This window comes from Clostridium sp. CTA-1 (assembly GCF_054768215.1).
The window spans coordinates 112,387-135,931 of sequence record NZ_BAAAAP010000006.1; the positions used below are offsets into that span (position 1 = coordinate 112,387).

A 23,545-nucleotide genomic window follows, 5' to 3' on the forward strand; every position below is an offset into this window, starting at 1 on the left:
ATTCTTTTAAATAATATTAAAACAGGTATTTCTACAAATTAAGAAATACCTGTTTTAATATATATGTTTAAATAAGTTTTATTTTATATTATTGAGAAGCTTTGGCAGCTTCTAATACTTTATCAAAATTTGGTTGACTTGTAACTTCTGGTACATATTCAACAAAAGTTATTTTATTATTACTATCTATTACAAAAACAGCTCTTGTTAATAAACCTAATTCTTTTATATATGTGCCATAATTTTTACCTACTAATCTATCCTTAAAATCAGATAAAGTTATAACTTTATCTACACCATGAGCTCCACACCATCTAGCCTGTGCAAAAGGTAAATCCATAGATATGGTATAAATAGTTACATTTGGAATTTCAGCAGCTTTTGAATTAAATGTTCTTGTCTCAAGATCACAAACTTCAGTATCTAAAGAAGGTACTACGGAAAGTATTCGCACACCTTTGGTATCCTTTAAAGAAACTGGTTTCATATTATTGTCTATAGCAGTAAAGTCTGGTGCCATATCTCCAACTTTTAATTCATTTCCTTCAAGGGTTATTGGGTTTCCCATAAATTTTATTTCCATTTATATTACCTCCTGATAATTCATATTAAAAAATAATTAATATTTATTAAAAGCATATCATAAAATTTTTCATTATGCAATGAATTTTATGATATTTTAAAATAATTAGAAAACAATTACAATATAATATAGTTTTTACTAATAAACTTACATTATATTATAAATAAGTTTGTCAGTAAAAGAACTTAATGTTAATATAAATTTGATAAATATTGTAATTAATAAGTCAAATTATAAATGCTCTTAATATTATAAGTTATGTAAAAGTATTTATAAAAATACAACATAAATATAATAAAAAAAATTTAATTAAATTAAAAATTGCACTAAAGAATTATTGGTTTTAATAGATAATTAAAGGGAGAGATAAAAATGGTAAATTTAATAGGAAAAGTTGCAATAATTACAGGTGGTTCTAGAGGTATTGGTAGAAGTATAGCTTTAGAGCTTACAAAGGCTGGTGCTAATGTAATTATAAATTATAACAAAAACAAAGAAGATGCCCTAGAAACTTTAAGTTTAATTAAAGACTTAGGGGGATATGGATATGTATGTAAGGCAGATGTTTCAAATTATAATAGTTCAAAGGAATTAGTAGAATTTGCAATAAATAAATTTGGTAAAATAGATATTTTAGTTAATAATGCCGGTATAGCTAAAATAGGACTATTTATAGATATGGATGAAAATGATTGGGATAATATAATAAATACTAATTTAAAAGGAGTATTTAACTGCAGCCATAATGTAGTTAAATACATGTTAGATAAAGGAGAAGGAACTATTATAAATGTGTCATCTATGTGGGGAAATATAGGGGCATCTTGTGAAGTTATTTATTCAGCTTCAAAAGGGGGGATAAATGCTTTTACAAAGGCATTAGCTAAGGAACTTGGTCCTAACAACATAAGAGTAAATGCTGTAGCGCCTGGAGTTATAAATACAGATATGAATAGTTCTTTATGTGAGGAAGATTTAAATAGTCTTAAAGATGAAATTCCACTTATGAGATTGGGAGAAGGAGAAGAAGTAGGGAAGGTTGTTGTATTTTTAAGTAGTAAAGATTCTTCTTATGTAAATGGACAAATCATAACAATAGATGGAGCTATGTGTTAATTAATATTAAACATAAAAATTTCAAAGTATAAAAAATAATTTAAATATGAGAGTGATAAGTGTGCAAAATATTATAATATTAGATGATATGAGTTATATGAGATACAGAGTTAAAGATCTTTTAGAGGAAAAAGACATAAAAGTTTATGAGGCTTCTACTTCCTTTGAATTTTTTAATAAGCTTTATGAAAAAAAGGATAATATAGATTTGATAATACTAGAGTTAGGTTTAACTAGGGAAGATGGATTTGAGGTAGTTGAAAAAATAAGAGAAAGAAATGTGGACATTCCTATAGTTATATTAACTAAGGTAAACACTAGAGATGCCTTTGCAAAGGTAATAAGAGAAGGTATTTCAGATTATATATTAAAACCTTTTGATAATAAAGTTCTATTAGATAGAATAGTTAAAACTATAAAAGAAAGTAAAGGTAGTAAAGAACAAGTATCAACAGAAAAGGAATCTAAAGTTCAAAAAATATATATTAATGAAGATAATGAAAATACTAATGAAGTTAAAGAAGAAGTTTTTAAAGAAAAAGAAATTATAGATCTCAATGTTAAGGAAGAAGAATTACCGGAAGAGTTTAAAATTTATTTTGTTGATGAATTAAATAAAGCTAAAACAGATAACACAAAAGTTTCTTCAGTTATATTTACTCTTATAAAAAATACAGATGAGGAAGAAAAAATAGATGTAAAAGAAAGTTATATAACATTAACAGATGTTTTTTATAAAGGAATAAAAGATATTTTTAAAGGTCCAAATTTTATAACAAAACATGGTTTATTAACTTTTGTAGGTGTATTGCCAAATTGTGATGAAGATAAAGTTGAAGATATGAAAAATAAAATACAAGAAAAATATAAAATGCTTTCTTTAATTTATCCTCAATTATCACAATATCATGTAGGATATGGAAATGTAACTTATCCTGTAGATGGAGATACTGTAGAGGAACTTTTAGATAAACTTATGGATAAGATGAGGGAAAATATAAAATTAAAATAATAATAATAATTAGGAAAAATTTTATTGTTATTTTAAAATAAAGAGTAATCAAAAGAAGCAAAGGCCTCCCAGCAATTATTTTGCAGGTAGGCCTTTTATTCATACTAAAATCCTTTTATAGTTTTTAAATTTATATAAAGATTTGTTAATTATTTTATTCTTACTCCTGCATAAAATGCCCATACTGATGAAATTTTTACTACATCACCTGGTTTTGAAGCATGTATCATTTGTCCACCACCTATATATATGCCTACATGACCTGCATCTGGGAATACTAAATCACCAGGCTGTAATTGATCTTGTGAAACTCTAGAACCTGCTCCAATTTGTCCATAAGTATCCCTTGGTAATGATATACCTGCTGCATTTCTATACACATATTGTACAAAGCCTGAACAGTCGAATCCACTTGGTGAAGTTCCACCCCAAACATAAGGAGTACCTAGATATTGTCTAGCATATGATGTTACGTCTCCATGTGTTGCTGGTGCTTTTTCTGATACATTGCTTTGTCCTTTTGACTGAGACTCGGAAGCCTCAACTTCAGCTTCTTTTCTTTGGGCTTCTTCAGTTGCTTTTCTTTGAGCTTCTTCAGTTGCTTTTCTTTGAGCTTCTTCAGCTGCTTTTCTTTGAGCTTCTTCAGTTGCTTTTCTTTGAGCTTCTTCAGCTGCTTTTCTTTGAGCCTCTTCAGTTGCTTTTCTCTGAGCTTCTTCAGTTACTTTTATCTGTACTGGCTCAGATGATTTCTTTCTTTCTTGTTCTTGTTCTTTTTCTGATTTCATTGTAACTAATTTTTTTTCATTTTCTGTATTAGACTTTGCTACATCAGCACTCTTATTATTTATAGTAACATTATCTTCTTTAACTCCATATTTTTTGTCCTGTGTAGCACTTTGATTAAACGCCACAACTTTTTGAGCTGTATCTTTTATGTATTTGCTATACACGTAACCTGTAGTATTTTTAAAGTTAATTTTATACCATTCACCGCTAGAAGATAGTATTTCTACTTTACTTCCATAGGCTAATGATGAAATTACACTGCTATTTGTTCCAGCATTTTTTCTTACATTTAAAGTAGAATATTTGTTGGATAGATATACGGTACCAAATTTTTGGTTTGTTACGGAAGATCCGCTACTATTTGAAGAGTTGGAAGTAGTTATAAATTGGCTGCTTACATAACCAATTTTAGAACCATATTTAATTTTATACCAAGAACCAGTTTTACCCAGTATATCAACAGAAGAACCATGTGAAAGTCCACCTAATATTTTAGAGGATAGACTTGGATTATCTCTAAGGTTTAATGAAGAGCTTGTACTAGATAATTTTACAGTTCCTTTACCAGTTGAAGTACTAGAATTATTATCAGAATTAGAGTTAGAATTGTTGCTTGATGAAATATAATTTGAACTTACATAAGCAACTTTAGAACCATATTTAATCTTATACCAAGAACCGGTTTTACCTAATATTGATACAGAGGATCCATTTTTAAGGGAACCTATTATACTAGAAGATAAATTGGCTGAACTTCTAACATTCAATAATGAACTACTGTTAGATAGTTTAACAAAACCAGGTTGTACACTTTCATTACTAGAAGAACCACCATTACCAGAATTGATAGTATTATTTCCAGCATATAAATATTGGGAGCTTACATAACCAATTCCAGAGCCATATTTTATTTTTGACCATCCATTACTTTCACTGATAATAGAGACAGTTTGATTTTTTGAAACACCACCTATAACCGCTGATGATAGAGAAGGATTGCTTCTAACATTAAGGCTTGAACAAGAAACCTTAGATGTTTTTATTATAGTATAGTCGTTATTGCTATTATTGTTAGAGCTATTTGAACTACCATTTAAATAGATATATCCTTTTAAAAATAAGTTACCTCTATTTTTTATAGCTTGTTTAGATATAGTTTTTACATAACCATCATAATAGCCTCTTCTTTCAACATTTCCTTCGTTGTAATAAATGGTATCGCCTACAACTTTTTCTACAAAACCAACATGTCCATATCCTTTTGAACCTCCACTCCAAACTACTATAGAATTAGCTTGAGGTTCTGAACCATAGGAGAATGTATTTGATCTAATATTAGAATACCACCAATCTATAGCATTACCATAAAATTGACTTGGAAGTTTCATGTTTAATTTTTCTAAAGCCCTTCCATAGGTAAACCAAGTACATTGTCCTTTAAATCCGCATTGAGTAAATATATTGTTAGAATTATATGCACTACTATTAACATTAGGGTACATGCTATCACTAGCGGCTAGAACGTTTTGAGAAAATAAAAAATTTTGTCCTAATAAAGCAGCGGATATGGCACAAGTAGTAAAAGCCTTTCTTGATTTATTCAAAGAAAATCCTCCCTTCATATTTAAAATAAGTATTTATTAATATTTATCGTTAATTCTAACAATTTTATTATACCATAGAGAAGAAATAACAAAAGTTTTAACAATAATATACCATATTTTGGTATAAAGTTCAAAATACAGTTAATTCACTATTAAATTTTTATAAATTAGGTATTTTTAAGTAGTATTTTTTTTATAAATTTAATAATATATCTTTATAGGACAATTTTGAAAATTATATAGAAGAAATTTTACAAGCATTGATAGAATTTAATAAAAAAGTAATTTGATGGAAGGGAGACCCATATGAAAAGTTGTTGTTTTTCATTTAAAGGTAGAGAAGATACAAAAATAAATGTTTATAAGTGGGAGCCAGATAATAAACAAGACATAAAGGCAGTCATACAGATATCCCATGGCATGGCTGAAACTGCTAATAGATATGAAGGCTTAGCTTCCTATTTAAATGAAGCTGGATATATAGTTTATGCAAATGACCATAGAGGACATGGTAAAAGTGCATTAAGTTTAGATAAATTAGGATACTTAGGAGAAGAAGATGGCTTTATGTCCATGGTAGAAGATGTACATACATTAAATACTATAATAAAAGAAGAAAATGAAGGATTACCTGTATTTTTATTAGGTCATAGTATGGGTTCTTTTATAAGTCAAAGATACATACAATTGTATGGACAAGAATTAAATGGAGTTATATTAGTAGGAACTAATGGCAATCAAGGCTCCTTAATAAATATAGGGATTTTAGTAGCTAAATTAGAAATGAGATTTAGAGGAAGAAAACATAAAAGTAATCTTTTAAATAATCTATCCTTTGGAGGATATAATAAAAAATTTCAACCTAATAGAACAGAATTCGATTGGTTAACTAGAGATGAAAGGGAGGTTGATAAATATATAAAGGATGAATACTGTGGAACGATTTTTCCGACCTCCTTTTATCATGATTTTCTAAAAGGATTAAAGTCTATATGGAAAGAAGAAAACAAGAGTAAGATACCTATAAATTTACCTATATTTATAATAGCAGGAGATAAAGATCCAGTAGGAAATTTTGGTAAAGGGATACTAAATTTATATAATTTTTATAAAAGTATAGGTGTAGTGGATGTAAACTATAAACTATATAAAGAAGGAAGACATGAAATTTTAAATGAGATAAATAGAAAAGAAGTGTTCCAAGATGTGTTAAATTGGATTGATAGCAAATATAATAAAACTATTGAATAAATGGTGTTTAATAAAGGTGTCTCATAATGAAGATAGCCTTAATTTTAATATAGTAAATATAGATAATACATGTAATAAACATATGAATGAGCTTTAATAGTTCTTAATTTGACGGAATTAAAAATTTTTGTAATTTCTCACAGGATGTGAGGACCCAGCAGTGAAGACAAGGAAGGCGCCTCTACTGGGTAAAAAATTTTTAATGGAGTCAAATTTAGAACTGCTTAGCAAAATGAATTGTTTTATGAATGTATTATTTATATTTACGGTTTCAAAATTAAGGCTATTTTGAGACAGCCTCATTTCTTTAAAATAATATATGAATTTCTAAATCCAATCTCCTAAATACATTTTTATATAAAATAAAATGAAAATATTGAAGAATTTATTATAATTTATAAGGCAATAGTTCTTTTATAATATATGAATATGTATAAGTTTTCCGTAAAAACTTCGAAAACTATAGTAGTATGTTTAAATTTATAATATATGTATAGGGAAGGATAAAATTTATGATAAAGTATGGGGATATAAATGCTTTGAATTTATTTGTGGGGGAGTTAAATAATGTTTCCATATTCATTTTGGATAAAGATTTTCATTATATAAAATTAAATAATAGTCATAAAAAATTTATGGAAAAATTATTAGGAATTCATGTAGAAGTGGGTATGAATATATTAGAAATAATTGAAGACTATTGTCCTTTAAACATTAGTGATAATTTAATATTAAGAATAAAAGAAAAAATGAAGAGCGCATTAAAGGGAAATAAGATTATAACAAATGAGGAAGTTCTAATTAATGGTAGTAAAGTAGAGTTTTATGAAATAGAGATAATTCCTTTAAAGGATGAAGATAACAATATACTAGGGGTAGGTGCATGTTGCTTAAATATAACAGAGAATGTAAATACAATGATAGAAGTATTAAAAACTAAGTTAGATTTAACCTATAAAGAACATTTAAAAAATAGTAAATTATTAAATGGGAATAATGGTAACAAAAATATATTTAAGATATTGATAGCAGAAGATAATAATGTAAATCAAATAGTAATGAGTAAATTAATTGAATTAAAGGGATGGGTGGCAAAAACGGTTTCTAATGGCCGAGATTCCATAGTAGCTTTAGAAAAGGATAGCTATGATCTAATTTTTATGGATATATCAATGCCTATAATGAATGGATTAGATGCATCAAATATAATTAAAAAAAATCCTAAATGGAGTAAAATACCTATAGTAGCTTTAACAGCATATGATTCTTTAGAGCAACAGAAGAAATTTAAATCATTAGGTATGGATGATTATTTAAGTAAGCCTATAGATTCAGATAAGTTACAATATATAATAGATAAGCATTTAAATAACAATAGGCAAATTAATAATAGTAAAATCAAGCTAAAGAAAAAAGAAATATATAGTAGTTTTGAGCGGTTAGAAAAAAATTTAGATGGTAATAAAGAGTTAGTAATAGAATTGGCTCATAAAATAATAGAGTTATTTTCTAAAGAACAAATGGATGAAATTATAAGGTTATCAAGAGATGGAGATATAGAAAATTTAAGAAATTTAATACATAAATTAAAGGGAGCCTCTTCAAATTTTGATTTATATGAGGTGAAAAAATTGCTAAATGAGATTAAAGAAAGAGCTATAGTAGGTGACATTGAGCATATTTATAAATTAGTAGAAAAGATAAGAATAAATATAAATAAATTAGAGCAAGATTTGATGTATTATAGTAAAAATAAATAAATTTATAAAAAATATTTTTAATTTAGTTGAAATTTGGGAATTAATGATATAAAATTAAAATATAAGGTAATATTAGCAATATATATGGAGAATAAGTATTTATTTTGCCGCATATAGGTTAATATAAAAATAAAAAATAATATTTACTTAATAATTTAATAAGTGATTGGTGTAATAGATAGAAAATAAGGAGTTATTTAGCTAGATATAGCCAACATAATTAGTTTACATATGTGGACTAATTATGTTGGTTTTTGTTTTTTATAAATTTATAGGGATGGGGAGGAGCAATAATATGTATAAATTAAGTAGTTTATCAACAAACACCTTGAAAATATCAAAGGATGAAAAATTAGATTTAGAAATATTTTTACATAGTAAGAGAGTTGCTATCTATGTGAAAAAAATTGCAGAGTTGATGAAGATTAGTTCAAAACAAAGTAATAATTTAGTTCTATTAGCATTGAACCACGATATAGGAAAGGCTAGAATACCTTCTAATATACTAAACAAAAAAGATAAATTAAGTCATAGTGAGTTTGAAATTGTAAAAGAACATACCCAGTTTGGTTCTGATATACTAAGGGAATATGGATATTGTTTAGAAATTTGTAATGTTGTAAAATTTCATCATGAAAATTTTGATGGTAGTGGTTATTATGGGTTAAAGGGAAAATCTATCCCTATGGCAGCTAGAATACTTCGTATAGCAGATGTATATGAGGCTTTAACTTCAGATAGATGTTATAGAAGAGCTTATACAAGAGAAGCAGCTTTAGAGATTATGGTAAAAGAAGAAAACATATATGATCCTGAAATATTAGAATTATTTGTTAAAAATATATATACAGATTCTTTTAACTTACAATTATGTATATAATTAGTCAGTAACTATATATAACGAGGAGGAAATTTATGAAGTCTAAATTTAAAAGTACTAAGGATAAAAATTTTATAAGTGTAAAAAGTGTTATAAATATACAAATATTGGGTTTGATTATTTTGATTTGTGGAATTTTAGGAATTGTATCCTATAAGAGCGCCTCTAAAGCTCTAACTAAAAATATTAAAATGCAACTTGAAAATAAGGCTAAAAATGGATCCACTATCTTGGCTAATAGAATGAATGAAGCAAAGGATAAATTACAAATAATAGCCGATTGGCCAGAAATAAAATCTATGGATTTAAAAAATCAAAAGTATCAATTAGCAGATGAAGCTAAATCATGGGGATTTAAGAATTTTAAAATAGTAAATTTGCAGGGTAATGCGTATACTATGAGCAATAATGAAGTAGAAAATATATCTAATAAAGAATATTTTAATAGAATATTAAAAGGAGATACATTTATAATAGATAGTGATATAGATAAGAACACTAATGTTGCTTTAATAAAAGTAGTTACACCTATTAAATCTGATGATAAAAAAGTAGTAGGTGCTTTAATAGGTTCTTTAGATATAAAAGATATAAATAAGTTAGTAAATGATGCACAATCAAGTAATAAAGAAGAAATTGGTTTTGTAATTAATAAAGAAGGATATTATATAGCAGATGATGATATTAACTTAGTTTTGAAGAGAGGCAATGATTTAAAAAATTACAGTAATGATTCAAAGTTTAAAGAACTTTTAAATTTTCAGAAAAAAATGATTAATGGTGAAAATGGTTTTGGAGAATATAAATACAATAATGTTAGAAGATTTATGGCCTATGAACCAGTTTCAGGCACAGAATGGTCTATGGCTATAGCTGTTGAAAAAAATTATTTATTTAAAGATATTTACACATTAAGAATAGTAATACTAATTTCAACTATCTTATTTATAATTTTAGGTATGATAATATCAAATGTTATTTCTAAAAATATTAAAGATCCACTTGTTAAAATGAAAGAGCATGCAGAGCAATTAGAAAAATGTAATTTAACATATAAAAATTCTATTAATAGAAAAGATGAATTTGGGGAAACAGCCAGGGCTTTAAATGAAGCTAGCAATATATTAAATCAAACCATAAATTCTGTAAAAAATGAAAGTGAAAATATATTACAAAGCAGTAATTGTGCAAAAGAAACTTTTAATAAGGTAAATGCTGAGGTACAACAAATAACTGCATTTACTGAAGAGATTTCTGCTAATATGGAGGAATCTTCAGCTGGAATAGAAGAAATGGCATCTATGACTGCCTCTGTCAAAGAAGATATGAATATTACTAAGGAAAAAGCAAAAGAAGGACTTGATTTAGCAATAAACATTAAGGAAAAGGCAGAAAGTGTAAATGAAGATGCTTGTAGTTCAATGAGTGAAGTGGAAAAAATATATGAAAATTCAAAGGAAAAATTAGAAAAAGCTATTCGTGAAGCTCAAGTGGTAGAAAATATATCTGAAATGGCTGAGAGTATTTTAGGTATAGCTGAAAAGACAAACTTATTAGCTTTAAATGCGGCTATTGAGGCTGCTAGAGCAGGAGAACAGGGTAGAGGCTTTGCAGTAGTAGCAGAAGAAGTAAGAAAATTAGCAGAGCAATCCTCTAATGCAGTTGAAAATATTCAAGTTAATGTTAAGACTGTATTAAAAGCAGTAAGTGAACTTTCATCTTCTTCCGAATTTGTTTTGGAACTTATAGAAGAGAATGTATTAAGAGATTATAAAAAGCTTATAGATATGAGTGTACAGTATAAAAATGATGGAAATGTTGTTAAAGAGTTAATTGAGAATTTTTCAAATTTATCAGAAAAAACTTCTAAAGCTATTGAACAAATAGCAAGAGGTATGGAAGAGATGTCTGGATCTGTAATAGAAGTAGCAGAATCTTCAGGTGAAATTGCAGAAAAAATAAGCAATGTAAATCAACAAAATGAACTAATATTGAAAGAAAATGAAAAGAATTTAGAAATATCCCAACAATTAGTGGATACAATGGATGAATTTGAAAGTATTTAGAAGTATTTAAAACTATATAATATAAAATTAGAATAAAGTTATAAACAATATTTGGCTTATTGTTTATAACTTTATTTTTACAAAAAAATTGAATAATATATACATATTTGATAGAATTAATTTGATATTCTTATAGCGCAAAACAAAGGTTACTATATGCTAAAAATCTATTAAAGTTATTTAAAATATGTTTAAATAAGGAGCTTGTTAAATAATGGATGCTATTGAACGAGTAATGAATAATGTTAAAATATTATACGTTGAAGATGAGGCCATAACTCAAATTATTGTAAAAAAAATATTAAAAAAAATTTCAGGTAAATTATATATTGCTGAAAATGGCCAAGAAGGCTTTGAATTATTTAAGGTATATAGACCAGATATAGTAATTACTGATTTAAGAATGCCTATCATGAATGGCATAGATATGATCAAAAAGATAAGAGATTATGATCAAGAATGTGGAATTATTATTAATACTGAAGTAGATGATATAGAATATATAATAAAAAGTGTAGACATTGGTATTGACAAATACCTTGTAAAACCTATAGAAAAAGAAGAAATTATAGAAGCTATAAAAAATGTATTAAAAAAAGTTATAAAAAGAAAAAATGACAAAGGAAGTCTATGTGAATTTGTGAATTTTAGTAAAGAACATAAGCTAAAAATAACAGAAGAAATAAAAACAAAAATCTCTTTTTTAGTAAAAAAATATACGAGAAAAGGACCTAAAGATGTTCAGGTATTTTGGGGTGGCAGTACTATAGAGATTAATACTTATGATATATTAACTCCTATGGAAAAAGCAGTTATAAAAAATAACAATAATGTGGCTTTGATTGAATATTATAGGGAAGTATTTTATGAGCAGGTATCAAAAGAATTTAATGATTTGATTAGTGATATTATTGGATTTACTGTTGAAATTTCAGAAATAAATATAAATGTAATAGAAAACACTGAAAGAATTATAATGAAATTAAATTTAAATAATATGTTTAAATAATATAATAATGAAATTAATACATTGAAGGAAAATTTACAAGTCAAAATAAGTTTTTACTTGTAAAAAAGCATAGAGGAATATATAATTAATCTATAATTGATAAAGATTAAAAACAGTGTTGATAAAAGCTACGATTTATAAATTTCTTCAGAGAGCCGATGTTTGGTGAGAATCGGTGAAAGGTTAAATCTTTCCACTTTTGGAGCTGCTAGTGATAAACTGAAAGGTTAGTACCCTTTATCTTACTACTGTCGAGTGGCTGGTTCTTATGGTAGACTAGTAATTTGGGTGGCAACGCGGATACTTCCGTCCCATATTTATATATGAGATGGAAGTTTTTTATTTTATAGTTTGAAAATTATTATATTACTTATATTTATGTAGGAGGGAAAACTATGTTAGATTTGAAATTTGTAAGAGAAAATCCAGAAGTTGTTAAGGAAAACATGAGGAAAAAATTTCAGTATAATAAGCTGGAGTTAGTAGATGAAGTAATTGCTTTAGATATTGAACTGAGAAATATAAAACCAGAAGCAGATACTTTAAGAGCTAAGAGAAATAAGATTTCAAAACAAATCGGTGGATTAATGGCTCAGGGGAAAAAAGGAGAAGCAGAAGAACTAAAGAAACAAGTCACAGCGGCCTCAGATCATTTAGCTGAATTAGAAAAAAGAGAAGGTGAACTGGAAGAAAAAATAAAGAGAATTATGATTACTATTCCAAATATTATTGATCCAAGTGTTCCCATCGGTAAAGATGATAGTGAGAATGTGGAGATTCAACGATATGGCGAACCAATTGTGCCAGATTTCGAAGTTCCTTATCATACTGAAATTATGGAGAAATTTAGTGGAATTGATTTGGATAGTGCTAGAAAAGTTGCTGGTAATGGCTTTTATTATTTGATGGGGGATATTGCCAGACTACATTCTGCAGTGATTTCTTATGCCAGAGACTTTATGATTAATCGAGGATTTATATATTGCATTCCACCTTTTATGATTCGTAGTGAAGTGGTGACTGGTGTTATGAGCTTTGCAGAAATGGATTCTATGATGTACAAAATAGAAGGTGAAGATTTATATTTGATTGGAACCAGTGAACATTCTATGATTGGTAAATTTATTGATACAATATTACCGGAAGCTTCTTTACCACAAACATTAACTAGTTATTCACCTTGCTTTAGAAAGGAAAAAGGAGCACATGGTATTGAAGAAAGAGGAGTATATCGAATTCATCAATTTGAAAAGCAAGAAATGATTGTTGTATGTAAACCGGAGGATAGTACAATGTGGTATGATAAGCTATGGCAAAATACAGTAGACTTTTTCCGTTCTTTGGATATTCCTGTAAGAACTTTGGAATGCTGTTCTGGTGACTTGGCAGATTTAAAAGTAAAATCAGTTGATGTAGAAGCTTGGTCTCCTAGGCAGAAAAAATATTTTGAGGTAGGAAGCTGCTCTAATTTAGGTGATGCACAAGCACGCCGTCTTAAAATTCGTGTAGATGGTGAGGATGGCAAATATTTTGCGCACACATTAAACAATACTGTAGTTGCACCTCCAAGAATGCTAATTGCTTTTTTAGAGAACAACTTAAATGCAGATGGTTCTGTCAATATTCCAGTTGCATTACAACCATATATGGGTGGAATGACTGTCATTAAATAATTAATGTCTGTTTTTTTAGAATATATGGTTCCAAATTAAACTTAATGAACGTTGGGAGAGTAATTTAGAATATAAGGAAATTATGACTTAACAGCTTTTAAAGATTGAGAATTAAAACAAGAAATACTTTTGTTCAATAGATAGCTATAAAAATAAAGAATACTAATATTTGTGTCCTAATATTTAAGCTAACACTCTAATGTCACGTCCTGCAGAGCAGAGCTAAGTAAACGTTCTGTTTATTTTACGCTTAAATATTAGTTCACAAATAAAGTATTCTTATTATTTTTTAGATATCTATCTTCTGTAAAAGTAGTTCTTGTTTTAATAACTTTAAAAGCTGTTATAGTAATTTCCAACTGAAAGGGAAAACTACAAAATGATGATTTTGTTCCGCTTTTTTATACAAAATCTTTAATTATAATATTACCGCTAACTTAGTTATATGTCTAAAGATTATAAAATCAAATATAGATTCAGTTAATAATATTTTTATTTAAAATAATAAAATGCAAATTTGTTATAAAAAATTAGTTTATATAAACTTATGATATAATTTGTATTAATAAACTATATTGAAAAGGTTGATTTATATGGAATGCAAGGGTGAAGTGAATATATCCGTTAGAAATTTAGTGGAATTTATATTAAGAAACGGAGATATTGACATTGGATATCTAGGGGGAAGCAGAGCTCAAGAAGGAATAAAAGCACATAAAAAATTACAAAAAATTAGGATGGAAAGTGCTACCCCTTTACTTATGATGGAGTATGAGAAAGAAGTTTTATTAAAATATTCTATAGAATATAAAAATTTTTTATTTAATGTAGAGGGAAGAGCAGATGGAATTATTATAGAAAATGACTCTATTACTATAGAAGAGATTAAAACTACAACTAGAAATTTGGATGAGATTAAAGATAATTTACTGCATTGGGCTCAGGCTAAGTGCTATGCTTATATTTATTCAAAAGATAAAAATCTTGAAAAAATTAATATTAAATTAACTTATTATAATATTAAAAATGAAAACATTAAAAGTATAGATAAAACTTTTAACATACAGGAATTAGAAGAGTTTTTTTATGGTATTATACATAAATATTATGTTTGGATAGAGTTTAATTATAAATTTAAACAGGAAAGAAATAGGGACATTAAATTATTAAAGTTTCCCTTTAAAGAATACAGAGAAGGGCAAAGAAAATTAGCTGTATCTGTTTATAAAACTATAAGTGAGAATAAAAATATATTTATAGAAGCTCCCACAGGTATAGGAAAAACTATTTCTACAATATTTCCTAGTATTAAGGCTATTGGAGAAGGTGAAGTAGATAAAATTTTTTATTTAACAGCTAAGAATACTACAAGAGATTTTGTTTTGAGTAATTTTAAAAACATGATAGATAAAGGCATTGCTTTTAAAGTTATCACTTTAATTTCCAAGGAAAAGATTTGCTTTAAAGAGGAATTTAAATGTACACCAGAGAAGTGTGAGTTTGCTAAAGGTCATTTTAATAGAATAAATGAAGCTATATTAGATATTTTAAATAATGAAAATGTTATAGATGAAGCTGTTATTAAAGAATATGCCTTAAAACATAGAGTTTGCCCCTTTGAGTTTTCTTTAGATATAAGTTTATGGTGTGATGGAATAATTTGTGATTATAATTATGCTTTTGACCCTAGGGTATATTTAAGAAGATTCTTTTCTGAGGGGAAAGATGACTTTGTATTATTAATAGATGAAGCTCATAACTTATTAGATAGATCTAGAGAAATGTTTTCTTCAGCTATATCTAAAAATAATGTTTTAAATTTAAGAAAGTCTATTAAAGATAAAAGTAAAGTTTTATATAGAATTTTAGGAAAAATAAATAATGAACTTTTAGACATAAAAAAAATTTATGAATTAGATAATTATTATATAGAAAAAGAGAAACCAGAAAAATTACAAATATTATTAAATAATTTTACATCAGAGATTGAAGTGCTTATGATGAAAGGAAACTTTCAAATAAATGATGAATTACTTAATTTTTATTTTGAGGCTTTATATTTTTTAAAGATATGTGAATTATATGGAGATAATTATATAACCTATGGAGAAGAATACAATAGGGATTTTATAATTAAACTTTTTGCTATAGATACTTCAAGTTTATTAAATGAAACTTTGAAAAAATCAAAGGCAAGCATATTTTTTTCAGGAACATTATCTCCTATAAAATATTTTAGAGAAGTTTTAGGGGGAGGGGATGAAGATTATGTTTTAAAATTAAATTCCCCTTTCCCAATAGAAAACCATAAGATTTTAATAGGTTACAATGTTTCAACAAAATACAAAAATAGATGCAAGAGCTATGAGAATATATGTGATTATATAAATATGGCCTGCAAAATTAAAAAAGGAAACTACATGGTTTTTTTCCCATCTTATAAATATATGAAAGAAGTTTTTTCATTATATAAAGAAAAATATCCAGAAGAAAATATTATAGTTCAAAATTCTTCTATGAGTGATGGAGAAAGAGAAGAATTTATAAATAAATTTGAAAAAGGAACAGAAAATGTACTAGGCTTTTGTGTATTAGGTGGTATTTTTTCAGAAGGAATTGATTTAACAGGAGATAAAGTAATAGGAGCTATAATAATAGGAGTAGGATTACCACAAATATGTGTAGAAAGAAATCTAATAAAGAATTATTATGATGATAAATTACAATCTGGCTTCCAGTACTCATATATTTATCCAGGGATGACTAAAGTTATGCAGGCTGCTGGTAGGGTAATAAGAACAGAGATAGATAAAGGAATAATATTACTTATTGATGAACGATTTAATAGTTATTCCTATAAGAATCTATTTCCTAAACACTGGTATCCTAATATTAGTGTAAAGAATAAGAGAGAGTTAGAAACGGCTTTAAAGGAGTTTTGGAATTAATATAATATATATTATGAAATGAAATGTTCTAAATTTAATTTTTGGAGCATTTTTATTTTTTGGAGGAGATATTGATAACGATAATCATTTAAAATTGTATTAAGATATGTATAAGTAAGAGAGAAATAAAATTATATATATCAGCAATTTTTTATATGTTTAATTAAAGGAGAGGTACATTTATGAATAAGAATAAAGAGGAATTGCTTCACAAAGAACCTAAAGAGTTGATGTTTAAATTATGCATTCCGGCAATTATAGGAATGGTAGTAATAGGTTTATATTCATTTATGGATGGGGTTTTTGCTGGACAATTAATAGGAAAGAATGCTATGGGTGCTGTAGCAGTCGCATATCCAATTACATTTTTAAATAGTGCTATAGCTACTTTGATAGGAATTGGGTCTTCATCTATTTTGTCAAGAGCTATAGGGAAAAATGATCAAGAAACAGTAAATAAAATTATGGGGAATTTATTATGCCTAGTATTGATATTTTCCACTATTATCATGGTTATAGGAATTGTATTTGCAAAAGAACTTTTACTTTTAACTGGGGCTGAAGGAGAAATTTTAGAGTTAGCTGTAAGATATCTTCGTATTATTTTCATAGGTTCAATTTTTGTTAATTTTGCTCAAAGTGCAAATATGGTAATGCGTGGAGAAGGAATTATGAAGAAAGCTATGCTTTTTATGACAATAGGAGCTGTTTTGAACATAATATTAGACCCTATTTTAATAACAGCTTTTGGAGAATATGGAATTGAAGGTGCAGCAACAGCTACTATAATATCTCAAGTTATACAAGCTGTTATTACAATGGTTTACTTTATAAGAAAAAGTAAAAATGTTAGATTTCATAAAATACAAATTGAAAAAACACTTCTACCAGAGATATTTTCCGTAGGATTATCTGCTATGATGATGCAACTTATGAGTATGATACAACAGACATTAATGTATAGAATGGCAGCAAAGTATGGCGGTAATAATCAATTAATATTAATGGGAGCAACATTAAGAATCCAAGCACTATCTTTTATCCCTCTTTGGGGAATGAGCCAAGGATTACAGCCAGTAGTTGGAACAAATTATGGAGCAAAATTATTTCCAAGAGTAAAAAAATGCATGAACATATTTATACTAGGAGCTACTATTCTTGCTTGTGTATTTTGGATACCTATTGAAATGTTTCCTCAAAAGGTATTATCACTAATGATAACAGATGTGGAGATAGTTAACGAAGGAATTACTAATTTTAGAATAATGTACAGTTTATTCCCAGCGCTAGGAACCTTTATTATGGGAGTAACATTTTTTCAATCAATAGGTAGTGCTAAAAATGCTGGCCTTTTGGTTTTGTTAAGACAGGTCATATTGTTTGTGCCAGCAATTATAGTATTTCCTTCTATAGTAGGAATTAGTGCTGTATGGTTTGTAAGTCCATTAATAGATGGAATAGTATTTATTATATTAGTATATTTAATTTTAAAGGAATATAAAAAGATGGATACAGTAAATTTATCTGAAGCTATATAAAAATATGATTTTTTAAAATGGATATGCAAATTAATTTTTATTAAATTTAAAGATTTATATTAAAAAATCAAAAAATAATTAGAATACTTCATTTGTGTACTAATATATAAGTGTAAAAGGAACAAGATGTTTATTTAGTATGGGGGACATCAGTGCCTTAGCTTAGATATTAGGACACAAATATTAGTATTCTTTATTTTTATAGATGGTTATTTTTACTAAAGGTACTTTTTATTTTAATTATGAATATTTTTAGTTTGTTAAGTTATAATTTTTTAATTTTATGTTTAATAAGAGTCATATTTGTCTAATACATTACGAAGTTTTTTTGCTTGAATAGCTTCATTTTCTGCAAATTCTCCAAAAAGATCAGCTACAACTTTATCATCTATTTTATGAGAGTACATTTGATAGTCTCTCACGTTTTCTTGAGCATCTAATATTTTCTTTTTAATAATGTCTTTAGTTGTTAAATCCATATTCATTCCTCCTTTTTTTTATTAGTTTTCTCTTTTTAAAATTTATTATGCAAAGCTTTAAACAGTAATAATAAAAAATAATTTTTACAAGAATTTATATAAATAAAAAACATTGAATTTAAAAATAAAAAAAATTTAATTTTAATACTGCAAAGATAAAAAATACACTTAATAATTTTATTAAGTGTATTTTAAAATTTTTGATATATTTAAATTAAACCTATTTTAAAATAATCTTTTTGAAGTTTCTAATATATTTATATATTTAATATTAAAAATTGTTCATATTAAATATTATTTATATAATAATTTAATTATTAATACAAAATATAGTAAAGATAGTATTTTATATGTATAAATAATTAAGGATATTTATATTTCATATAAGAAGTTATAAACTTTTTWGTAAACATTATGAGTTCCTATTACAACTATAATATCACCTTCTGTAAATATATAATTTGGACCAGGAGATATTATAATTTCTTTTCCTCTTCTATAGGCTACCATAGTTGTACCAGTTTGTTGCCAAAATTTAACTTCATTAACTTTTTTGCCGATAAATTTACAATTCTCCTCAACAGCTACTTCTATTAAAGTAAAAGGGGAAATGTTTTCAAAACGATCCATTAAGTCTAGTATCTTATTAAAATTCTCTTGCAATTCTTCATCTAATCTTTTTTTTCTAAGAAGAATATCCTCTATATTTTCTTTAACTGTAGCCAGATATACATTAGACTTATTTCTTTCTATAAATTTTTCAGCAGCAGATATAGATAATATTTCTATTCCACTACCCTTAGTAGATTTTACCACACTCATATCCTCTAATAGTGCAACAGCTCTCCTTATAGTTTCAGGAGATACATTATACATACTAGCTAAGGTAGATCTACCACTTATTTTTTCGTCACTTTTTAATTTTCCCCTAACTATACGATTAGCTATATCTAAGGCTATATTTTTATATAAAGGACCAGTACTATTTTTCATAAATGATTCCTCCTAATATGCATAATTAAAAATATGAGTACTATATATGGTATCCCTATAACATCTTACTATATTTTGAATATTAATGCTACTAGTACTAAGTTTAAATTTAACATTTTTTATATTTTTGACACAAAAATCCGTATAGTGTATAATATTATTGATATTTAACAACTTTATATATGCCATAAAGTTGTAACTATAATAAATATTATTAAATATTATAGTTATTGTAAAAATGAATAAAGGAGGTAATATATGAAATTAGGATTTTTGATACCAAACCATCCAAATGAAAAAAGAGTTGCTTTATTACCAGAACATGTTAAGGGTTTTAACAATGAGCTAGTTGTAGAGACAGGTTTTGGTGAAACTCTAGGAATTTCAGATGAAGAATATGTAAAGGCAGGTTGTACTATAGCTTCTCGAGAAGATATATTTAAAACTTGTGAAGGTGTATTTTCATTAAAGGTTTTAAAGCCTCAGGACTACCAGCATATAAGAGAAGGTCAAATTATAGTGGGCTGGACCCATCCAGAGGGCTCAGGAAAGACATTTATGGAAGAACAGGGCATACCTAAAAACTTAATTATAGTAGATTTAGATAATATTCATCCTTCAATCTATTATAAAAATTATGTAATACCAATGGATTGGATTCCATCTAACTTTGTAAGAAAAAATAGCTATATAGCAGGTTATGCATCTACTATGCATGCAGTTATGAATTATGGAAGCATACCAACTTCAGAAACTAAAGTTGCCATATTAGGATCAGGCAATGTATCTCAAGGTGCTTTTTCAGCAATATCTAAATTTAATCCAGATATAAGAATGTTTTATAGAAAAACTATGAATCAATTAAAAGATGAATTGGAAGAATTTGATATAATAATAAATGGAATAGAAATGGATAATCCTAATAAGCATATACTAACTTTAGAAGATCAAATGAAATTAAAGAAAAATTGTTTAATTATAGATGCAGCAGCTAATCTTGGAAAAGCTATAGAAGGTGCAAGGCATACTACAGCATCTGATCCTATATACAATAAAGATGGGAAATACTATTATGCAGTTAATAATTCACCATCTATATTTTACAGACAATCTAGTAAGGCTATAAGTGAAGCTTTCAGCAAATATGTATACAGCAAAGAATTAGAATTTTATTTAGATGTTGTTGCAGAAGCAGAGGAAATGATAGTATAAAAAATTTTATTATAAATAATAAACTGAAAAAACCTATAATTAAGTGTAGTATTTAATTAATGTAAAAACTATACACTATAAAATAAAAAGGTAGGTAATGTTTTATCGGTTATTTACGGAGTATAAAGATATAAAAGACCACTTGATTTTATAAAAAAGCAAGCGGTCTTTTTTATTATATTATAAACAGAGTTCTTGGTTTCAGAAGGAGTTTTTACTCCCATTGAAGCTTATTAACAGAATTCTTAGGAGTTTTACTCCTTAGAAGTCGTTATCCTTTAGGGGAAATCGTTATCCAGGGACGTAACCGCTCTTTATTCCCACTTTGAAGAAGATGGGAGTATTAGAGCGGGTAGTCATCGGATAAAAGTTGTAATTTACTTAAAATCTTATATTTATTTCATTTTCTTCTTTTATAAGACCTTTTCTGTAAGCAACTAATAGCATTTCTAAATCATGTATCTGCTTTTTTATTTCATTACCACTATCTGTATCTAATACTCTTTTTCGAGAGGATACATGTTCTAATATTATAGTAGATGAAAGTATATCATTTCCTTCAACTATAGCTTTGTGTATAGAACTAAAAGGCTCATGAGAGGTTAGAAGTAATCCATAGGAATTATATATTAATGTATATCCTGCAATGCCTGTCTGTGGCTGATAAGCCTTACAAAAGCCACCATCTATAACTAATAGTTTACCATTAGCTTTTATAGGATTTTCACCTTCTTTAGTTTTTACAGGAATATGTCCATTTATTATATGCGAATTATCAGCATCTAGTTCAAATTCTTCAAATATCATTGTGCACATTTTTTCATCATTTCTATATTTGTAATAAGGATTTTTTTCTTCTTTATGTGTATTCTTATCATCTAAGAAATATCTTTCAAAGGTGGTCATCTTTTTCTTACCAAATAAAGGAGAATTAGGACCACACCATAAATACCACATCATGTCCATACCATATAGTTTTGATTCTGGATCTTTCTTAAAAAAATAAGCTTCTCTTGCTAAACGATCTAGTTTGTCTAGAAGGGATTTACCCTTTAAGGTTTCGTTGCATAGAGTTACTTCTTTTAAGGAGCCATCCTCATTTAAAGGTATACAACCATGATATAGTAAATTAGAGTTGTACTTTAAGTAAAGACTTCCATTACTATATAAAAATTTTATATGTCTTTGTAACTTTTCACTATTAATAAATGAATTTGTAAGTTTTTCTACTAAATCTTTTTCTCGTTCATTTAATTCATAAGGATTTTCTTTATCTAATGTAGGGAAGTTAGTATCAATTAATTTATAAATTTTCTCGTTTAGGTTCAAAGTGTCTTCTTTTATATTTATTTTATCTAATAATAATCTTTCTTCCATTTTAAATTCAGGTCTTCTTTTGATTATTTGACCTTCCAATTTAAATTGAATTATTGATATAGCCTTATGCATTTTTGATAAAAGTTTAATATCTGTTTCATTTAAATTTTTATCTATAGTTCTAGGTTTAAAATTTTCACAATTATCTTCTTTATAAAAATCCATAGCAAAAGTAGCTAATGGTAATAAATTTATACCATATCCATCCTCTAATGTGGATAAATTAGCATAACGAAGAGATATTCTTATTACATTGGCAATACAAGCTTCACATCCCGCAGCAGCACCCATCCATACAATGTCATGATTACCCCATTGTATGTCTATAGAATGATGCTTACTTAAAGCTTCAATTATAATTTCAGCTCCAGGACCTCTATCATAGATATCTCCTATTATATGAAGTTTATCTACTACTAATCTTTGAATAACATTTGATATAGCAATTATAAATTCAGAAGCTCTATCAATGTCTATAATTGTTTCAATTATACTGTTGTAATATTCTTGTTTATCTACTCTATCACCTTGTTCATTTAATAATTCTTCAATAATATAAGCAAAATCAGAAGGTAGAGATTTTCTAACTTTAGATCTAGTATATTTAGAAGAAACTATTTGGCATAGTCTTATTAATCTATATAAAGTTATTTTGTACCAATCTTCTAAGTTTTTTTCAGATTTTTTTATTAAATCTAATTTTTGTTCAGGATAGTATATTAGTGTAGCTAAATTTTTTTTGTCACATTCCCTTAAAGAAGTTCCAAAGACATCATCTATTTTTCTTTTAATAACTCCTGATGCATTTTTTAGCATATGAGTAAAAGATTCATACTCTCCGTGAACATCACTTATAAAATGTTCTGTTCCCTTAGGGAGGTTTAATATTGCTTGAAGATTTATAATTTCTGAACTAGCACTTGAAATACTAGGGTACTGTTTGGACAATAATTTTAAATATCTTAAATTATCTTTTATTATATGTAAGTTGTTCTCATCATATAAAGTCATAGTTCTTCTCCTTTTTTATTAATATATAATTAAATATAATATATTACTAATTATATAAATATGCTATATATACAATAATGTGTACATTAAATTGCTGGAAATGTATTAAATAGTATATACTTTATAATATAAGAAAACATATATTTATACAAGTCATGAAAATATTCAATATAAAGTTAAAATACAGTTTAATAATGAAAATCTTTTCATTATAATAATTATATATAGTTTTTAAACAAAAATCATC

General features: G+C 26.7%; 16 protein-coding genes. 11 read left to right on the forward strand and 5 right to left on the reverse strand.

The window, feature by feature from the left end; translation table 11 throughout:
- Positions 1-88: 88 nt before the first annotated feature.
- On the reverse strand, positions 89-583 hold the full coding sequence (tpx, locus tag ACYUEW_RS06560; RefSeq protein ID WP_003488423.1) for a thiol peroxidase: 495 nt from the start codon (positions 581-583) through the stop codon (positions 89-91).
- Between the two features lie 372 nt (positions 584-955).
- Between tpx and ymfI the strand changes: the two genes are divergently transcribed.
- The gene (gene ymfI / locus ACYUEW_RS06565) at positions 956-1,699 is read left to right on the forward strand and encodes an elongation factor P 5-aminopentanone reductase (RefSeq protein ID WP_003488425.1); all 744 of its coding nucleotides are present in this window, start codon (positions 956-958) and stop codon (positions 1,697-1,699) included.
- Between the two features lie 61 nt (positions 1,700-1,760).
- A complete protein-coding gene (locus tag ACYUEW_RS06570) occupies positions 1,761-2,711 on the forward strand; it encodes a response regulator (protein ID WP_042386118.1) in 951 nt (316 codons plus the stop codon).
- A 149-nt stretch (positions 2,712-2,860) separates the two neighbouring features.
- Here the strand turns inward: ACYUEW_RS06570 and ACYUEW_RS06575 are convergent, their stop codons facing one another.
- The gene (locus tag ACYUEW_RS06575) at positions 2,861-5,101 is read right to left on the reverse strand and encodes an SH3 domain-containing protein (protein ID WP_460276487.1); all 2,241 of its coding nucleotides are present in this window, start codon (positions 5,099-5,101) and stop codon (positions 2,861-2,863) included.
- 306 nt (positions 5,102-5,407) lie between these two features.
- Here ACYUEW_RS06575 and ACYUEW_RS06580 point away from each other — a divergent pair, with 306 nt between their 5' ends.
- The 8 genes from ACYUEW_RS06580 (at position 5,408) to ACYUEW_RS06615 (ending at position 18,226) form a co-directional block, all read left to right on the forward strand.
- Entirely contained in the window at positions 5,408-6,352 is a 945-nt protein-coding gene (locus tag ACYUEW_RS06580) for an alpha/beta hydrolase (RefSeq protein WP_043031299.1), read from the forward strand.
- A gap of 512 nt (positions 6,353-6,864) precedes the next feature.
- The gene (locus tag ACYUEW_RS06585; protein WP_003488429.1) at positions 6,865-8,112 is read left to right on the forward strand and encodes a response regulator; all 1,248 of its coding nucleotides are present in this window, start codon (positions 6,865-6,867) and stop codon (positions 8,110-8,112) included.
- A gap of 295 nt (positions 8,113-8,407) precedes the next feature.
- Positions 8,408-8,992 (forward strand): HD-GYP domain-containing protein, encoded by a 585-nt coding sequence (locus tag ACYUEW_RS06590; RefSeq protein WP_042386125.1) that lies wholly within the window; start codon positions 8,408-8,410, stop codon positions 8,990-8,992.
- A 35-nt stretch (positions 8,993-9,027) separates the two neighbouring features.
- On the forward strand, positions 9,028-11,058 hold the full coding sequence (locus tag ACYUEW_RS06595; RefSeq protein ID WP_460276488.1) for a methyl-accepting chemotaxis protein: 2,031 nt from the start codon (positions 9,028-9,030) through the stop codon (positions 11,056-11,058).
- A 214-nt stretch (positions 11,059-11,272) separates the two neighbouring features.
- Positions 11,273-12,067, forward strand: a complete 795-nt coding sequence (locus ACYUEW_RS06600; protein WP_003488432.1) for a Na-translocating system protein MpsC family protein — start codon at positions 11,273-11,275, stop codon at positions 12,065-12,067.
- A gap of 395 nt (positions 12,068-12,462) precedes the next feature.
- Positions 12,463-13,740: a serine--tRNA ligase gene (serS, locus tag ACYUEW_RS06605; protein ID WP_045515957.1), complete on the forward strand. Its 1,278-nt coding sequence runs from the start codon at positions 12,463-12,465 to the stop codon at positions 13,738-13,740.
- A gap of 593 nt (positions 13,741-14,333) precedes the next feature.
- Positions 14,334-16,688 (forward strand): ATP-dependent DNA helicase, encoded by a 2,355-nt coding sequence (locus ACYUEW_RS06610; protein WP_003488434.1) that lies wholly within the window; start codon positions 14,334-14,336, stop codon positions 16,686-16,688.
- 182 nt (positions 16,689-16,870) lie between these two features.
- The gene (locus ACYUEW_RS06615) at positions 16,871-18,226 is read left to right on the forward strand and encodes an MATE family efflux transporter (protein WP_460276489.1); all 1,356 of its coding nucleotides are present in this window, start codon (positions 16,871-16,873) and stop codon (positions 18,224-18,226) included.
- A 287-nt stretch (positions 18,227-18,513) separates the two neighbouring features.
- Here the strand turns inward: ACYUEW_RS06615 and ACYUEW_RS06620 are convergent, their stop codons facing one another.
- Together ACYUEW_RS06620 and ACYUEW_RS06625 are read right to left on the reverse strand one after the other, a co-directional pair.
- A complete protein-coding gene (locus ACYUEW_RS06620; RefSeq protein WP_003491632.1) occupies positions 18,514-18,705 on the reverse strand; it encodes a hypothetical protein in 192 nt (63 codons plus the stop codon).
- Positions 18,706-19,077: 372 nt separating this feature from the next.
- Complete coding sequence (locus ACYUEW_RS06625) at positions 19,078-19,698, reverse strand: TrkA C-terminal domain-containing protein (protein WP_460276490.1); 621 nt, start codon at positions 19,696-19,698, stop codon at positions 19,078-19,080.
- A 258-nt stretch (positions 19,699-19,956) separates the two neighbouring features.
- Between ACYUEW_RS06625 and ACYUEW_RS06630 the strand changes: the two genes are divergently transcribed.
- Complete coding sequence (locus tag ACYUEW_RS06630) at positions 19,957-20,910, forward strand: N(5)-(carboxyethyl)ornithine synthase (protein ID WP_003488438.1); 954 nt, start codon at positions 19,957-19,959, stop codon at positions 20,908-20,910.
- 381 nt (positions 20,911-21,291) lie between these two features.
- Here the strand turns inward: ACYUEW_RS06630 and ACYUEW_RS06635 are convergent, their stop codons facing one another.
- The gene (locus tag ACYUEW_RS06635) at positions 21,292-23,298 is read right to left on the reverse strand and encodes a fructose-bisphosphatase class III (protein ID WP_043031309.1); all 2,007 of its coding nucleotides are present in this window, start codon (positions 23,296-23,298) and stop codon (positions 21,292-21,294) included.
- Positions 23,299-23,545: the final 247 nt, after the last annotated feature.

What these genes read in the sequence shown, in the direction of transcription:
- ACYUEW_RS06595 (WP_460276488.1), top strand. Translation starts at nt 9,028, where the DNA reads ATGAAGTCTAAATTTAAAAGTACTAAGGATAAAAATTTTATAAGTGTA.
- ACYUEW_RS06580 (WP_043031299.1), top strand. Translation starts at nt 5,408, where the DNA reads ATGAAAAGTTGTTGTTTTTCATTTAAAGGTAGAGAAGATACAAAAATA.
- ACYUEW_RS06610 (WP_003488434.1), top strand. Translation starts at nt 14,334, where the DNA reads ATGGAATGCAAGGGTGAAGTGAATATATCCGTTAGAAATTTAGTGGAA.
- serS (WP_045515957.1), top strand. Translation starts at nt 12,463, where the DNA reads ATGTTAGATTTGAAATTTGTAAGAGAAAATCCAGAAGTTGTTAAGGAA.
- ACYUEW_RS06615 (WP_460276489.1), top strand. Translation starts at nt 16,871, where the DNA reads ATGAATAAGAATAAAGAGGAATTGCTTCACAAAGAACCTAAAGAGTTG.
- tpx (WP_003488423.1), bottom strand. Translation starts at nt 583, where the DNA reads ATGGAAATAAAATTTATGGGAAACCCAATAACCCTTGAAGGAAATGAA.
- ACYUEW_RS06585 (WP_003488429.1), top strand. Translation starts at nt 6,865, where the DNA reads ATGATAAAGTATGGGGATATAAATGCTTTGAATTTATTTGTGGGGGAG.
- ACYUEW_RS06620 (WP_003491632.1), bottom strand. Translation starts at nt 18,705, where the DNA reads ATGGATTTAACAACTAAAGACATTATTAAAAAGAAAATATTAGATGCT.
- ACYUEW_RS06590 (WP_042386125.1), top strand. Translation starts at nt 8,408, where the DNA reads ATGTATAAATTAAGTAGTTTATCAACAAACACCTTGAAAATATCAAAG.
- ACYUEW_RS06630 (WP_003488438.1), top strand. Translation starts at nt 19,957, where the DNA reads ATGAAATTAGGATTTTTGATACCAAACCATCCAAATGAAAAAAGAGTT.
- ACYUEW_RS06600 (WP_003488432.1), top strand. Translation starts at nt 11,273, where the DNA reads ATGGATGCTATTGAACGAGTAATGAATAATGTTAAAATATTATACGTT.
- ACYUEW_RS06635 (WP_043031309.1), bottom strand. Translation starts at nt 23,298, where the DNA reads ATGACTTTATATGATGAGAACAACTTACATATAATAAAAGATAATTTA.
- ymfI (WP_003488425.1), top strand. Translation starts at nt 956, where the DNA reads ATGGTAAATTTAATAGGAAAAGTTGCAATAATTACAGGTGGTTCTAGA.